The organism is Burkholderia sp. AU39826 (genome assembly GCF_020419965.1).
GTDB classification, from domain to species: domain Bacteria; phylum Pseudomonadota; class Gammaproteobacteria; order Burkholderiales; family Burkholderiaceae; genus Burkholderia; species Burkholderia semiarida.
Window position 1 is genome coordinate 133251 of record NZ_JAIZQG010000010.1, and the last position, 15480, is coordinate 148730.

The 15480-nt window shown below is 69.3% G+C and carries 13 protein-coding genes; 10 read left to right on the plus strand and 3 right to left on the minus strand.

Annotation, left to right across the window (positions count from 1 at the left end):
• Positions 1-8: 8 nt before the first annotated feature.
• From LGM42_RS18940 to LGM42_RS18965, 6 genes are all read left to right on the plus strand, one after another.
• On the plus strand, positions 9-2234 hold the full coding sequence (locus tag LGM42_RS18940) for a polysaccharide biosynthesis tyrosine autokinase (RefSeq protein WP_059639105.1): 2226 nt from the start codon (positions 9-11) through the stop codon (positions 2232-2234).
• A gap of 62 nt (positions 2235-2296) precedes the next feature.
• Positions 2297-3256 carry a glycosyltransferase family 2 protein gene (locus LGM42_RS18945; protein WP_059583028.1) on the plus strand — a complete coding sequence of 320 codons (960 nt, stop codon included), beginning with the start codon at positions 2297-2299 and terminating at the stop codon, positions 3254-3256.
• A gap of 43 nt (positions 3257-3299) precedes the next feature.
• Complete coding sequence (locus LGM42_RS18950; RefSeq protein ID WP_060311345.1) at positions 3300-4445, plus strand: glycosyltransferase family 4 protein; 1146 nt, start codon at positions 3300-3302, stop codon at positions 4443-4445.
• Positions 4446-4455: 10 nt separating this feature from the next.
• Positions 4456-5922, plus strand: a complete 1467-nt coding sequence (locus LGM42_RS18955; protein ID WP_060311343.1) for an O-antigen ligase family protein — start codon at positions 4456-4458, stop codon at positions 5920-5922.
• Positions 5919-7103, plus strand: a complete 1185-nt coding sequence (locus tag LGM42_RS18960; RefSeq protein ID WP_099317215.1) for a glycosyltransferase family 4 protein — start codon at positions 5919-5921, stop codon at positions 7101-7103. The genes LGM42_RS18955 and LGM42_RS18960 overlap by 4 nt, the downstream gene beginning before the upstream one ends.
• A complete protein-coding gene (locus LGM42_RS18965; protein ID WP_059583017.1) occupies positions 7103-8269 on the plus strand; it encodes a glycosyltransferase family 4 protein in 1167 nt (388 codons plus the stop codon). The genes LGM42_RS18960 and LGM42_RS18965 overlap by 1 nt, the downstream gene beginning before the upstream one ends.
• Before the next feature lie 150 nt (positions 8270-8419).
• Here LGM42_RS18965 and LGM42_RS18970 read toward each other — a convergent pair whose 3' ends face one another.
• Positions 8420-9655 carry an MFS transporter gene (locus LGM42_RS18970; RefSeq protein WP_060311341.1) on the minus strand — a complete coding sequence of 412 codons (1236 nt, stop codon included), beginning with the start codon at positions 9653-9655 and terminating at the stop codon, positions 8420-8422.
• Positions 9656-9808: 153 nt separating this feature from the next.
• On the opposite strand from LGM42_RS18970, the gene LGM42_RS18975 reads away from it, so the two are divergent.
• Positions 9809-10279, plus strand: coding sequence for a winged helix-turn-helix transcriptional regulator (locus LGM42_RS18975; protein ID WP_181035465.1), 471 nt, complete (start codon positions 9809-9811; stop codon positions 10277-10279).
• A gap of 175 nt (positions 10280-10454) precedes the next feature.
• Complete coding sequence (locus tag LGM42_RS18980) at positions 10455-10898, plus strand: GNAT family N-acetyltransferase (protein WP_089465452.1); 444 nt, start codon at positions 10455-10457, stop codon at positions 10896-10898.
• 61 nt (positions 10899-10959) lie between these two features.
• Here the strand turns inward: LGM42_RS18980 and LGM42_RS18985 are convergent, their stop codons facing one another.
• Together LGM42_RS18985 and LGM42_RS18990 are read right to left on the minus strand one after the other, a co-directional pair.
• Positions 10960-11733, minus strand: a complete 774-nt coding sequence (locus tag LGM42_RS18985; protein WP_059583011.1) for an AraC family transcriptional regulator — start codon at positions 11731-11733, stop codon at positions 10960-10962.
• A gap of 35 nt (positions 11734-11768) precedes the next feature.
• Positions 11769-12110 (minus strand): FKBP-type peptidyl-prolyl cis-trans isomerase, encoded by a 342-nt coding sequence (locus LGM42_RS18990; RefSeq protein WP_006479474.1) that lies wholly within the window; start codon positions 12108-12110, stop codon positions 11769-11771.
• A gap of 579 nt (positions 12111-12689) precedes the next feature.
• Here LGM42_RS18990 and LGM42_RS18995 point away from each other — a divergent pair.
• Together LGM42_RS18995 and LGM42_RS19000 are read left to right on the plus strand one after the other, a co-directional pair.
• On the plus strand, positions 12690-13607 hold the full coding sequence (locus LGM42_RS18995; protein WP_060311802.1) for a metal-dependent hydrolase: 918 nt from the start codon (positions 12690-12692) through the stop codon (positions 13605-13607).
• Positions 13608-13996: 389 nt separating this feature from the next.
• Entirely contained in the window at positions 13997-15478 is a 1482-nt protein-coding gene (locus LGM42_RS19000; protein WP_059583008.1) for a sigma-54 dependent transcriptional regulator, read from the plus strand.
• Positions 15479-15480 lie beyond the last annotated feature (2 nt).

Below are 15480 nucleotides of genomic sequence, written 5' to 3' on the forward strand. Positions count from 1 at the left end.
GGGAACGAATGGTGAACACGCAAGCGAAACACTCCTACGCGGACCTGACCGCGAAGACCGAGGAAGAGGACGTCGTCCTCGGCCAGTTGCTCCAGGTCATCCTGGACGACATCTGGCTGCTGCTCGGCATCGCCGTGATGGTCGTCGCGCTCGCCGGCCTCTACTGCTTCGTCGCGAAGCCGGTCTACCAGGCGGACGTGCACGTGCGGGTCGAGGGCAACGACAACACGTCGCAGGCGCTCACGCAGACGCAGACGGGCGCGTCGATCAACAGCGGGCCGCAGCAGGCGCCGACCGATGCGGAAATCGAGATCATCAAGAGCCGCGGCGTCGTCGCGCCGGTGGTCGAGCAGTTCAAGCTGAACTTCTCGATCGCGCCGAAGACGCTGCCGGTGATCGGCAGCCTCGCCGCACGCGTCGCGACGCCCGGCGAGCCGTCGCGGCCGTGGCTCGGCCTGAAATCGTACGCATGGGGCGGCGAAGTCGCCGACGTCGATTCGATCAGCGTCGTGCCGGCGCTCGAAGGCAAGAAGCTCACGCTGACGGCCGGCCCGAACGGCACCTATTCGCTCGTCGACGAGAACGGCACGCGGCTGCTGGCCGGCCGCGTCGGCGAATCGGCGCAGGGCGGCGGCGTGACGCTGCTCGTGAGCAAGCTCGTCGCGCGCCCCGGCACGCAGTTCACGGTGGTGCGCTACAACGACCTCGACGCGATCAGCGGGTTCCAGGCCGGCATCCAGGTGAGCGAGCAGGGCAAGCAGACGGGCGTCGTGCAGATTTCGCTCGAAGGCAAGGACCCGGACCAGACCGCCGCGATCGCGAACGCGCTCGCGCAGTCGTACCTGAACCAGCACGTGATCGCGAAGCAGGCGGAAGCGACCAAGATGCTCGACTTCCTGAAGGGCGAGGAACCGCGCCTGAAGGCCGACCTCGAACGCGCCGAAGCCGCGCTCACGCAATACCAGCGCACGTCGGGCTCGATCAACGCGAGCGACGAGGCGAAGGTCTACCTCCAGGGCAGCGTGCAGTACGAACAGCAGATCGCCGCGCAGCGTCTGCAGCTCGCGTCGCTCGCGCAGCGCTTCACTGATTCGCACCCGATGGTGATCGCTGCGAAGCAGCAGCTCGCGGAGCTGCAGGGCGAGAAGGACAAGTTCAGCAACCGCTTCCGCAGCCTGCCGGCGACCGAAGTGAAGGCCGTCCAGCTCCAGCGCGACGCGAAGGTCGCCGAGGACATCTACGTGCTGCTGCTGAACCGCGTGCAGGAGCTGTCGGTGCAGAAGGCCGGCACGGGCGGCAACATCCACCTCATCGATTCGGCGCTGCGTCCGGGCGCGCCGGTCAAGCCGAAGAAGGTGCTGATCCTGTCGGCCGCCGTGTTCCTCGGGCTGATCCTCGGCACGGGCGTCGTGTTCCTGCGCCGCAACCTGTTCCAGGGCATCGAGGATCCCGACCGCATCGAGCGCACCTTCAACCTGCCGCTGTACGGGCTGGTGCCGCAAAGCGCCGAGCAGGTGAAGCTCGACGCGGCGGCGGAGAAGGGCGGCAGCCGCGCGCGGCCGATCCTCGCGAGCCTGCGTCCGAAGGACCTGAGCGTCGAAAGCATGCGCAGCCTGCGCACCGCGATGCAGTTCGCGATGATGGACGCGAAGAATCGCGTGATCGTGCTGACCGGCCCGACGCCGGGCATCGGCAAGAGCTTCCTGACGGTCAACCTCGCGGTGCTGCTCGCGCATTCGGGCAAGCGCGTGCTGCTGATCGACGCCGACATGCGCCGCGGGATGCTCGACCGCTACTTCGGCCTCACCGTGCAGCCGGGCCTGTCCGAGCTGCTGAGCGATCAGTCGCCGCTCGAGGAAGCGATCCGCGAGACGCCGGTGCAGGGCCTGTCGTTCATCGCGGCCGGCACGCGCCCGCCGAACCCGTCGGAGCTGCTGATGTCGACGCGCCTGCCGCAATACCTCGAAGGGCTCGGCAAGCGCTACGACGTCGTGCTGATCGATTCGCCGCCGGTGCTGGCGGTGACCGACGCGACCATCATCGGCCGCATGGCCGGCTCGACGTTCCTCGTGCTGCGCTCGGGCATGCATACCGAAGGCGAGATCGCCGATGCGATCAAGCGCCTGCGCACCGCGGGCGTCGATCTGGAAGGCGGGATCTTCAATGGCGTGCCGCCGAAGGCGCGCGGCTACGGCCGCGGCTATGCGGCCGTGCACGAATACCTGAGCGCTTGACCGCATTGCACGACACCGGGCCGGCGCGCGCCGCATCGGCCCGGCCGAATGGAGAACCCTCGATGAAAATTTCCGTGCTCGTTCCGACCTACCGGCGTCCCGCCGACCTCGCGCGCTGCCTGCTGGCGCTGCAGCGGCAGCAGCGGCTGCCCGACGAGGTGATCGTCGTCGCGCGCCCGGAGGACGACGCCACGCACGAACGGCTCGCCGACCCGGCGGTCGGCGGCGCGCTGCCGCTGCGCATCGTGCCGGTCGACGTGGCCGGGCAGGTCGCCGCGCTGAACAAGGGGCTCGACTCGGCGGGCGGCGACATCGTCGCGATCACCGACGACGATGCGGCGCCGCACCCCGACTGGCTCGCGCGCATCGAAGCCGCGTTCCTGTCCAACCCGCGCGTGGGCGCGGTCGGCGGGCGCGACTGGGTGCACGAGAAGGGCCGCGTGCTCGACGAATCGCGCGAGCGGGTCGGCCAGCTCACGCTGTCGGGCAAGATCGTCGGCAATCATCACCTCGGCGTCGGCGGCGCGCGTGAAGTCGACATGCTGAAAGGCGCGAACATGAGTTACCGCCGCGCGGCGATCGAACGGCTGCGCTTCGATACGCGGCTGCGCGGCGCCGGCGCGCAGGTGCACAACGACATGGCGTTCAGCATGGCCGTGCAGCGCGCGGGCTGGACGCTGCTGTACGACCCGGCGATCGCCGTCGATCATTTCCCGGCCGAGCGCTTCGACGACGACCGGCGCGATGCGGCGTCGCTGAACGCGATCGGCAACGGCGCGTACAACCTGCAGCTGACGCTGCGCGAGCATCTGCCGCCGCTGCGGCGCGAGATCGCGTGGTGGTGGTGGACGCTGGTCGGCACGCGCGTCTATCCCGGCTTCGCGCACGTGCTGCTGTCGCTGCCGAGCCCGCGGCGCGCCCGCGTGCTCGCGCACTGGCGCGCGGTGCGCCGCGGCGCGCGCGATGCACGCCGCACGAACCTCGCCCCCCACCGTGCGGCGATGCCGCCGGTGACGTCTTGAACGGCCTGCGCGCCTCGCGCGCGGCCATGCCCGGAGGGCTCGCATGACCACCAAGGCTGCAACGAACGTTCACGTCCATTTGTTCTACGGCGCCGATCCGCGTACCTACCGGAAAGGCGACGGCATCGGCTGCCTGTACGGCTATCACCACGCCGAATCCGACGAATTCCGGCTGACCTATTCGCAGGACGTGCGCGAGAACCGCGTCGTGAGCCTCGCGCGCCGCGCGCTGAAGGCGGCGCTCGGCTTCGACGTCGTGCATGCGTGGCGCAACCGCGCGGCGCTGCGCGCCGCCGACGTGATCTGGACGCACACCGAGCAGGAGCATCTGGCCGCCGCGCTGATCCTGAAGCTCGCCGGCGCGCAGGGCAAGCGCCCGCTGCTGCTCGCGCAGAGCGTGTGGCTGTTCGACAAGTGGGCCGGCTTCGGCGGCCCGCGCCGCTGGCTGTACCGCAAGCTGCTCGCGCGCGCCGATGTGCTGACCACGCTCGCCCGCGACAACGCCGAGCTGTGCCGCCGCACCCTCGGGCGCGAAGCCGAGTTCGTCTATTACGGGCTGAACACGCAGGATTTCCCGCCGGTCGAGCCGCGGCAATGGCAGCCGAACCGGCCGCTGCGGATCGCCGCGATCGGCAACGACCGCGACCGCGACTGGCGCACGTTCCTCGCCGCGTTCGGCGGCGACGAACGCTACGACGTGCGGCTCGCGACGCGCCGCCGCGTGCCGCGCGAGTGGCATGCGCCGAACGTGAAGATCGGCTCGGCGTCGGGCCTCGCGAAGCAGCACGAGCTGTACGCGTGGGCCGACGTGATCGTCGTGCCTCTGCGGCCGAATTTCCACGCGTCGGGTATCACCGTGATGCTCGAGGCGGCGGCCGTCGGCAAGCCGATGATCGTGTCCGACGTGGGCGGCCTGAGCGACTACTTCCCGCACGATACGGCCGCCTACGTGCCGGCGTTCGACGCGCAGGCGATGCGCCAGGCCGCCGACCGCTTCGTCGCCGATCCGGCGGCGGCGCTCGACTGCGCACGGGCGGCCGCCGCGTGCCTGCGCGAACGCAACCTGACCACGCAGGCATTCGCCGAGCAGCACGTGCGGATCACGCGCGACATGCTGCGCCGGCGCCGCACGCCCGCGGCGGCGGACGTCGCGATGCCGCTCGCGGATTCGAGCGCGTCGTCGCGGTGAGCGCGGATCGATGAGTACGATTGCCGCCGAACGCGCGCCGTCGCGCGCCCGCAGCTGGTTCGCCGAGCCGAAGCACTGGGCCGGGCAGGCCGGACTGTGGGCGTTCACCGCCGCGCTGATCGCCGTCCACCAGGGCAAGGTGCTGACGCTCGCGTTCCCGGTGCTGGCCATCGCGGTCGGCATCTGGCTGTATTTCAAGAGTCCGGCGCGCTATGTCGGCTTCATGTGGTGGGTGTGGTTCCTGAGCCCGGAAGTGCGGCGCCTGGCCGACTGGTCGAAGGGCGCGTTCACGCCGACGAGCCTGATCCAGGTCGCGCCGCTCGCGGTGACGATGATCGCCGGCCTGGGGCTCGTCAGGCATTACCGCGTGCTCGCGCAGCGGCGCGGGATTCCCGTGCTGCTGATGCTGTTCGGGCTCGTGTACGCGTACCTGGTCGGGATCGTGTCGAGCGGCGTGATGGCCGCGACCTACGACCTCGCGAACTGGCTGTACCCGATCCTGATCGGCTTTCACATCATGGTGAACGCGCGCAACTATCCGGAGTATCGCGACGTGCTGCTGTCCACCTTCATGTGGGGCATGCTCGTGATGGGCATGTACGGCGTCGTGCAGTACTTCGTGATGCCGCAGTGGGACGTGCTGTGGATGGTCGGCTCGCAGATGGGCTCGCAGGGCGAGCCGGTGCCGTACGGCGTGCGCGTGTTCAGCACGATGAATTCGTCGGGGCCGTTCGCGTTCGCGATGATGGGCGCGCTCGTGTTCGTGCTGGTCGCGCCGCAGAAGATCCGCTGGTTCGCGGGCGCGGCCGGCTTCGTGTCGTTCGCGCTGTGTCTCGTGCGTTCGACCTGGGGCGGCTGGGTGATCGCGCTCGCGATCCAGCTCGTGCAATCGAGCAACCGCGTGCGGATGCGGATCCTGATCAGCGGCGTCGTGCTGGTCGGGCTGTGCGTGCCGCTGCTGACCGTCGGGCCGGTGGCCGACCGGCTCGGCCAGCGCCTGCAGTCGATCACGAACCTGAAGGACGATCGCAGCTACGACGACCGCAACAAGTTCTACGCGACCTTCGCGCAGACGGCGTTCACCGACGTCGCCGGCGAGGGGATGGGCGCGACCGGCGCGTCGACGAAGCTGTCGAGCGACAGCGGCGAGCTCGGCAAGTACGGCAGCTTCGACAGCGGCGTGATGAACGTGCCGTTCGTGCTCGGCTGGCCCGGCACGCTGCTGTATCTCGCCGGCGTCGTGATGCTGTTCGGCCGCACGCTGCGCGCGGCGTTCAAGCTGCGCAAGGACAAGTTCGTCGGCGCGTGCCTGAGCCTGTGCCTGTCGACCTTCGCGATGCTCGTGTTCACGAACTCGCTGATCGGCACCGGCGGCCTGCTGATGTTCACAGCCATTTTTTCGATACTTGCCGCGGCGCACTGGCAGAAGGCGCAACGCCTGCTGGCCGCCGCGCGTTCACGGGGAGGCGACCATTGAGAATCGCGATCGTCACGCACGTCGTGCGACATAACGACGGGCAGGGCCGCGTCAATTACGAAATCGCGCGCGCGGCGCTGGCCGAAAACTACGAGGTCACGCTGGTCGCGTCGCATGTCGCGCCCGAGCTGCTGGCCGATCCGCGCGTGCGCTGGGTGCCGGTGAAGGTCGGCGGCTTCTGGCCGTCGAATCTCGTCAAGCAGCAGGTGTTCGCGCTGAAAAGCGCGGCCTGGCTGCGCGCGCACCGCGGCGAATACGACGTGCTGCACGTGAACGGCTTCATCTCGTGGATCAAGGCCGACGTGAATACCGCGCACTTCGTGCACGGCGGCTGGTTCAAGAGTCCGTACTATCCGTTCGGGCCCGCCAAGGGGCTGTGGTCGGCTTACCAGTACGTCTACACGCGCGTGAACACCGTGCTCGAGCGCTGGGCGTACAAGCGCTCGCGCGCGATCACCGCGGTATCGCAGAAGGTGGCCGACGAGATCGCCGGGCTCGGCATCGACAGTCGCAAGATCAGCGTGATCTACAACGGCGTCGACGGCAGCGCGTTCGCGGGCGCGCAGGCCGACCGTGCGGCGTTCAAGCTGCCGGACGACGCGTTCCTGCTGCTGTTCGTCGGCGATCTGCGCACGCCGCGCAAGAACCTCGGCACCGTGCTGAAGGCGCTGACGAAGCTGCCCGCGAACGTGCATCTGGCGGTGGCCGGCTACCTGCCCGGCAGCCCGTATCCGGAAGAAGCGCGCGCGCTCGGCCTCGATTCGCGCGTGCATTTCCTCGGGCTCGTGAAGAACATGCCGACGCTGATGCGCTCGGTCGACGCGTATGTCTTTCCGTCGCGCTACGAAGCGATGAGCCTGTCGCTGCTGGAGGCGATGGCGGCCGGGCTGCCGGTCGTCACCGCGCGCACGGCGGGCGGCGCGGAAATCATCACGCGCGAGTGCGGGATCGTGCTGGAGGACCCGGACGATCCGGCCGCGCTCGCGCAGGCGATCGGCTCGCTCGCGGCGTCGCGCGACACCTGTCGCGCGATGGGCGACGCGGCCCGCGAACTGATGACCCGTTTCGGCTGGGCGCACATGGGCGCCCAGTACGTCGCGCTTTACCGGCGCATCGGCCAACCCACGCAGCCGTCCGCGTTCGAGCGGGTCGAGCATGCAATCACGCAGGAGCAACCGTGATGTCCCAATCCTCCCGGCCGATCAAATCGTTGCAGATCGGCATGCACTGGTTCCCCGAACGCGCGGGCGGCCTCGACCGGATGTACTACTCGCTCGTCGGCGCGCTGCCCGGCGCGGGCGTCGAGGTGCGCGGGCTCGTCGCCGGCTCGCCGAAGGTCGCCGACGACACGGGCGGGGCGATCCAGGGCTTCGGGCCCGCGTCGCAGCCGCTCGCGCGCCGGATGCTCGCCGCGCGGCGCGCGCTGCGCGACGAGATCCGCACCGAGCGGCCCGACGTGATTTCGTCGCACTTCGCGCTGTACACGTTCCCGGGGCTCGACGTGACGCGCGGGATTCCGCAGGTGTCGCACTTCCAGGGGCCGTGGGCCGACGAAAGCCAGGTCGAGGGCGCCGCGTCGCTCGGGCAGCGCGCGAAGCGCTATCTCGAACAGGCCGTCTATACGCGCTCGTCGCGGCTGATCGTGCTGTCGCAGGCGTTCGGCCAGATCCTGACGAACCGCTACGGAATCGATCCGTCGCGCGTGCGCGTGATTCCCGGCTGCGTCGATACCGCGCAGTTCGACACGCCGCTCACGCCCGCCGAGGCGCGGCACAAGCTGCAATTGCCGCAGGACCGGCCGATCGTGCTGGCCGTGCGCCGGCTCGTGCGGCGCATGGGGCTGGAGGACCTGATCGACGCGATCGGCCTCGTCAAGCGCCGTCACCCGGACGTGCTGCTGCTGATCGCCGGCAAGGGCAAGATCGGCGAGGAACTGCAGCAGCGTATCGACGAAGCCGGGCTGCAGGACAACGTGAAGCTGCTCGGCTTCGTGCCCGACCACCATCTCGCGGCGCTGTACCGCGCGGCGACGGTCAGCGTCGTGCCGACGGTCGCGCTGGAAGGCTTCGGGCTGATCACCGTCGAATCGCTCGCGTCCGGCACGCCGGTGCTGGTCACGCCGGTCGGCGGGCTGCCGGAGGCGGTCGCCGGGTTGTCGAACGATCTCGTGCTGCCGTCGACGGGCGCGGACGCGATCGCGGAAGGGCTCGGCGGCGCGCTGTCGGGCGCGATCGCGCTGCCCGACGAGGCCGCATGCAAGCGCTACGCGCGCGAGCATTTCGACAACGCGGTGATCGCGCGGCGCGTCGCCGGCGTGTACGAAGAGGCGATCCAGGCGGCAGGCTGAACGCCCGCGGCGCGCGCCGCGGGCGCCGCATCGAAGCGGGACCGAAGCGGTCCGAAAACCCCACCGGCGCGCGTGCGTGGCCGGTTCGCGTGCCGGCCGTCCGGGAAAGGCGGGCCGGCTTTCCCGTCCGGTCCGCATGGCCGGCGCGCATCACGCGCGCCGGAGCGTCGCGGCCCATACGCCGAGCGCGGCCACGCTCACCCCCGCCCCGAGCACGCACACGCCTGTCCATCCGGCGCGCGCATACATCATCGTCGCCGCGATCGCACCGAGCCCGCTGCCGGCCGAATAGAACAGCATGTAGCAGCCGACGAGACGCGCATGCGCGTCGGGTCGCGCACCGAGAATCATGCTCTGGTTGACGACGTGCACGGCTTGCCCGCCCACGTCGAGCAGCACGATGCCGACGACCAGCAGCGCAATCGACGTATTGCCGAACGCGAGCGGCAGCCACGCGCACGCGAGCAGCGCGAGTGCGGCGCCTGTCGTCGCTTCGCCGCGCCCGCGATCCGCGAGCCGGCCCGCGCGGGCGGCGGCCGCCGCGCCGAGTGCGCCGACGAGGCCGAACGCGCCGATCTGCGTGTGCGACATCGCGTGCGGCGGCGCGCTCAGCGGCAGCACGAGCGCGCTCCAGAAGATGCTGAACGCCGCGAACATCAGCAGCGCGATCGCGCCGCGCACGCGCAGCACGCGTTCGTCGCGCAGCAGCGACCCCATCGAGCGCAGCAGCGCCGCGTAACCGATGCGTTCGCGCGGCGCGCGCATGTCGGGCAGCAGCCGCGACAGCACGACGAGCATCGCGATCGCGAGCGCGCCCGACACGAGATAGACGGCCCGCCATCCCGCGACGTCGGTGACGACGCCCGCCAGCGAGCGCGCGGCCAGCAGCCCGACCACGACGCCGCCTTGCGCGGCCCCCACGACGCGCCCGCGTTCGCCTGCGCCGGCGAGCGCGGCCGAGCACGCGATCAGCCCTTGCGTCATCGCGGTGCCGAGCAGCCCGACCGCGACCATCCCGGCCAGCAACGCGACGCGCGTCGACGCGGCGGCCACGCCGATGCAGGCCGCGGTCAGCAGCAGAAGCTGCACGGCGATCAGGCGCTTGCGGTTCACCAGGTCGCCGAGCGGCACGACGAACAGCAGGGCGAGCGCGCAGCCGAGCTGCGTCGCGGTGATGACGCCGCCGACGGCGGCCTGCGATACACCGAAGTCCCGCGCGATCGAGTCGAGCAGCGGCTGCGCGTAGTAGACGTTCGCGACGCTCGCCGCGCAGCACGCGGCCAGCAGCGCGACGCGCGCCGACGACAGGCGGCCACCCTCGGCAGAATGGATCTCATCGGTTGGCGTGCGAGCGGCAACGGTGCCGGAATGACAGGACGATCCCATGGTTCCCTCGTGCAATGTAGTTGCAATTTGAAACTGGTTTGGAGTGTAGGGAAACAGGTTTTAAAATGCAACCTGTTGAGTGGCGGGCCAAAGGCCCGTGCACGGATGGCCGGCATGCCCGCGAAGGCGGCCGGCACGCTTGCGGAGAGGAACATGGCCAGACAGAAAAGTCTTGCGGATTCGCCGTGCCCGGTGGCGCGCGCGACCGATATCGTCGGCGATCGCTGGGCGTTGCTGATCGTGCGCGATGCGTTCGACGGCGTGCGCCGTTTCGGCGATTTCCGCGCGAGCCTCGGCGTCGCGAGCAACATCCTGTCCGACCGGCTGAAGATGCTGGTGGACGCCGGTGTGTTCGACGTCGTGCCGGCGTCCGACGGCACCGCGTATCAGGAGTACGTGCTGACCAAAAAGGGCGAGGGGCTGTTTCCGGTCATCGTGATGCTGCGGCAGTGGGGCGAGGCGAACCTGTTTGCGCGCGGCGAGCCGCATTCGGTGCTGGTCGACCGCAGCACCGGGCGCGCGATCCGCAAGCTCGCGCTTCGGCACGACGATGGCCGGCCTTTGAAGGCGGCCGATACGGCCGTCAGGAAGATCGGCGACGAAGCCGGCGCGGCACGGCGGTAAGCGTCATGGGCGATGGTTGCGCCGCCGGATGGTCGTCGATCGTAGGCAGCGACGGACATGCGATGTTTCGGCGGGACGTGAAGCGTCGGTACGCGGCCGGTACGTGGCGATTAACATGGCAATACGGCTGATCATGCATGCACCGCACACATCGACTTTCGATAGGCCCATCCGGATGACTCCTTCGAACCTGACGACGCGCGACGCGCAGATCGCCGATCACGCCGACATCGCGAGGCTGATGCACCAGCTCGGCTACGAGGCGCCCCCCGCGATGATCCGCGACAAGCTGGCAACGCTGCTGCCGAGCGCGGTCGACCGCATCCTGGTCGCGACGGTCGCGCATAAGGTGGTCGGCTGCATCAGCCTGCATGCGCTTGCGCTATTTCACGCGCACGGCAATCTCGGACGCATCACCAGTCTGGTCGTTGACGAAGGCTGTCGCGGGCAGGGTGTCGGCGGCGCGCTGATCGCTGCGGCGCACATCTGGTTCGAGTCGACGGGGTGCGTGAAACTGGAGGTGACGAGCGGCGACCATCGGCTCGAGGCGCACCGCTTTTACGCGCGGTACGGCTTCACGCGCGACGGACAGAGGCTGTCGAAGCTCGTCCGGCCGTGATGCCACGGCGCGAGCGTCCGCCGCATCCGCTTTCGGTGGAAAACCGGCGCCGCTTTGCCGTTCAATGCCGTTCACCGCGCCAGCGTCCCGGCGCGATGCCGAAGCGCTTCGTGAACGCATGCGTAAACGTGCTTTGATCCGCGAAGCCGACGCTGCCCGCGATGTCGACGAGCGAATGCCGGCCGTCGGCGAGCAGCACGACCGCTGCGTCGAGCCGCAGCCGCTGCAGATAGCGATGCGGCGTTTCGCCGAATGCGTCGACGAACAGTTGATGAAACCGGCGCATCCCGTAGCCGCAGTGCGCGGCGAGATCGGCGATGCGCAGCGGTTCGGCGAGGTGGGCGCGCAGCCAGCGGTCGATGCGCGCGAAATCGAGGCCCGACGCAGGCGCGGCGATGCCGGCATCGTCGAGCAGCGCGTCGCACAGGCGCGCGGCGGCCTGCCACTGGAAACGGTGCGCGGCCGCCTGCCGTGCGTCGCCGTCCGGCGCATCGTACTGCGCGGCGGCCGCCGCGACCTGCGCAACGAGCGACGTGAGCGCCGGGTCGATCGACACGGCACGTGCATGGTCGAACAACCGCTGCGGCACCGCGAGCGACGCGAGGGGAAGATTGAGCACGAGCTGGCGATTCTCGCCCAGGCCCGCGTAATCGTGGCGCGCACCGGCCGGAACCAGCCACGCGCCGTGCCGGTCGAGACGCTGGCTGACGCCGTCCACCGCCATCACCATCGCACCGTCGATGCCGAGTACGATCTGGTGAAAGTCGTGCACATCCGACGCTTCGAGCGTGTCGTAGCGTTGCAGTGCGACGGTGGGGGACGGAAGGTGCGCCATGGGGCAGCGCGTCAGCCGGCGGCTCGCGTGCCGCGTCAGACGTCGAGCAGTTCGACTTCGAACACGAGCGTCGCGTTCGGCGGAATCACGCCGCCCGCGCCGCGCGGGCCGTAGCCGAGTTGCGGCGGGATCGTCAGGCGACGCACGCCGCCGACCTTCATGCCCTGCACGCCTTCGTCCCAGCCCTTGATGACCATGCCGCCGCCGAGCACGAACGCGAACGGGTCGTTGCGATCCTTGCTCGAATCGAATTTCTGACCGTCGGTCAGCCAGCCCGTGTAGTGGACGCTCACCGTCTTGCCGGCTTGCGCCTCCGCGCCGGTGCCTTCGGTCAGGTCCTCGTACTTGAGGCCCGATTCGGTCGTGATGACGGACATGATTTCTCCTGAAAGAGGTTGCGTGAAACCGCTATTGTAGGCGAGCGGGCAGTGGGCCGGTGCGCACGGATTTCGCGCCGCCGCACGCGTGCCGGCAAGCGTGGCGGGGCGCCGAGCGCACGACCGCCCGAAACGCAATTGGAACGCGCGTTTGAATTTTTCGCGAGCCGCTGGGGCCAAGGTTGCACCATGGCGGTGCGCGGCGCGTATGAATCGATGTGACGGCACGCGTCGCCGCCTGCTGCGCGACTGGGGCTCGATGCGGTGCAAGGCCCGCCGCACGGGGCTCGCGGGCCGACGTGGGGGCGCGGCGCCGCGCCCGGGACCGCGTTCGTCAGTGCACCTCAGCGTTCGAATCGCCACCCGTCGGGGCGTCGTCCGAGCGCCATTTTTTCCGCCTTGCGGACCGCGCGCTGTTTGGAAGCGCGCATCTACCGTGCAGCTTGCGCGTGCCGGCGCGCGCGGCCTATCTTTACATCTGTCGATGTCAGAATTCGGCGGCGCGCGACGCGTCGCCCGGGCTTGCGCCGGCCGCGTCCTACGATGCGCCGGCCGCTCCGCAACAGGAGAACGATGAACATGAAGTCAGCCGCTTGCGCCACCGCAGCCGCGATCATGCCGGTGCGCCGCGACCTGCGCTTCGACCTGCCGGTCGAGCGCGCGAAGGACTGGCATGGCCTCGGATCGCACGTGACCCATTTCTTCAACGCGCTGTCGCTGCTGTTTCCGGCCGGCGAACGCTTCTTCATGGATGCGGTGCGCAACTATCGCGACCGGATCGACGATCCCGTGCTGAAGCAGCAGGTGCTCGGCTTCATCGGCCAGGAGGCAATGCATACGCGCGAGCACGTCGAATACAACGAGCTGATGCAGGCGAACCGGCTGCCCGCGCGCAAGCTCGACCAGCGCGTGTGGAAGGTGCTCGGCTACATGAAGCGCAAGCTGCCGCATTCGGTGCAGCTCGCGCACACGGTCGCGGCCGAGCACTACACGGCGATGCTCGCCGACTGGCTGCTGCGCGACCCGACACGCCTCGACGGTTCGGTCGAAGGCTACCGGCAGATGTGGATCTGGCATGCGCTGGAGGAAACCGAGCACAAGGCCGTGTCGTTCGACGTGTGGAATGCCGTGACGGAGCCGGGGCTGCGCCGCTACCTGATCCGCATCGGCGTGTATCTGCTGACGACGCTGACGTTCTGGCCGACCGTGTTTCTGATCCATGTAACGCTGTTGTGGCGCGATCGCGGCGCCGGGCATCACGCGCGCGGCATGCTGCGCACGATCGCGTTCCTGTACGGGCCGCGCCGCGGGCTGTTCCCGCGCATCGCGGGCGAATGGCTGAGCTTTTTCCGGCCGGGCTTCCACCCGTGGGATCACGACAATCGCCACCATCTCGCGCGGGTCGACGTACTGGCCGCCCGCTACGGCCAACACGGCGGCACGCCGGCCGGCCGCGGCCGCGCGAACGCCCCGGCACCGCTCGCATCGGGCCGCTGACCCGGCCCCGCCGCGCGGCGGGGCGACGCGCATGTTGCGTTCGTGCATCAACCGGCTTCTTTCGGCGATTGACGAAAATCAACCGGAATCGATCTCCCGGGCGCCCGCATGCCCGGTCGACCGGCTGCGCGCGCCGGCGCCGGCGCGGCTTTGCGCGTGCAGGGCCGGGCCTTTCCGGTCGCGCGCGGTGCCTGCCACAGGGATAACACCCATCTAGCCGCAGGCCGGCCGCATCGATATACCGTTCATGACAACGTCCACCTCACGCGCGATTCATGCGCAGGGGGATTTTATTCGGACGGAAATACGGCCAATATGTCGGTTCGATCGTGTCCGTCGGATGCGACGGCGAGCCGGCGCGCGATACCAACGCCAAGCGGGGAATAACGATGGTTGCAAGGTCACCCGACGCAAACGGGCAGGCGGCGCCCGAGATGACGGACGTGTCCGTCACCGCTCCCGAGGCCGGACGCAAGCTTTTCGTGATCATGCGCACGCCCGACGAGCCGTTGCTCGCGCAACTGCGCGGGCTCGGCTGGGAGATCTCGGTCGCGAAGACGGCCGGCGCCGCGCAGAACATGACCTCCGGCGTGAGCGTGGCTGCCGGCCTGGTCGATTTCACCGGGTTCACGTCGCGCGACTATCCCGCGCTGAAGATGTGCCTGAGCCAGCCGGCGATCGGCTGGATTTCCATCGCGCAGGCCGGCATCACGATCGGCCCCGCCGTGCGCGAGCTGATCCGCAGCTATTGCTTCGATTACGTGACGCTGCCGCTGCCGTACGAATGGATTTCGCACGTGCTCGGCCATGCACGCGGGATGGCCGCACTCGATCGCGTCGATGGCGCCGCTTATGCGGCGTCGATCGGCGAACACGGGATGATCGGCAACTGCGAGGCGATGCAGCAGTTGTTCAGCACGATCCGCAAGGTCGCGAAGACGGACGCGAGCGTATTCATCTCGGGCGAGTCGGGCACCGGCAAGGAATTGACGGCGCTCGCGATTCACGAGCGCTCCAGCCGCGGCAAGGGGCCGTTCGTCGCGATCAATTGCGGCGCGATTCCGCATCACCTGCTGCAGTCGGAGCTGTTCGGCTACGAGCGCGGCGCGTTCACCGGCGCGAACCAGCGGCGCGCGGGCCGGATCGAATCGGCGAACGGCGGTACGCTGTTTCTCGACGAAATCGGCGACATGCCGGTCGAAAGCCAGGCGAGCCTGCTGCGCTTCCTGCAGGAGGGCAAGATCGAGCGGCTCGGCGGACAGGAATCGATCCCCGTCGACGTGCGGATCATCTCGGCCACGCACGTCGATCTCGACGGCGCGGTCGAGGCCGGGCGCTTCCGCGCGGATCTCTATCACCGGCTGTGCGTGCTGCGCATCCACGAGCCGCCGCTGCGCGCCCGCGGCAAGGACATCGACATCCTCGCGCACTACGTGCTGCAGAAATTCAAGGCCGACAGCGGCCGCAAGATCAGCGGTTTCACGTCGGCCGCGCTCGACGCGATGCGGCGCTACGAGTGGCCCGGCAACGTGCGCGAGCTGATCAATCGCGTGCGGCGCGCGATCGTGATGGCCGAGAGCCGGCTGCTGACGCCGCACGATCTCGGGCTCGACACGCCCGGCGAAACCGAACCGGTGACGCTCGAACAGGCGCGGGCGCTGGCCGAACGCACCGCGATCGAGAACGCGCTGCTGCGCAACGACCACCGGATCAACAAGGCCGCCGCCGAGCTCGGCATTTCACGCGTGACGCTCTACCGGATGATGATCGAACACGGGTTGAACGATCACGACGGCAACGGCGGCAATGGCGACAGCGGCGGGCACGACGGCGCGCCATCGGGCGACGCGGGGCATCAGCGGGTCGGCTGAGC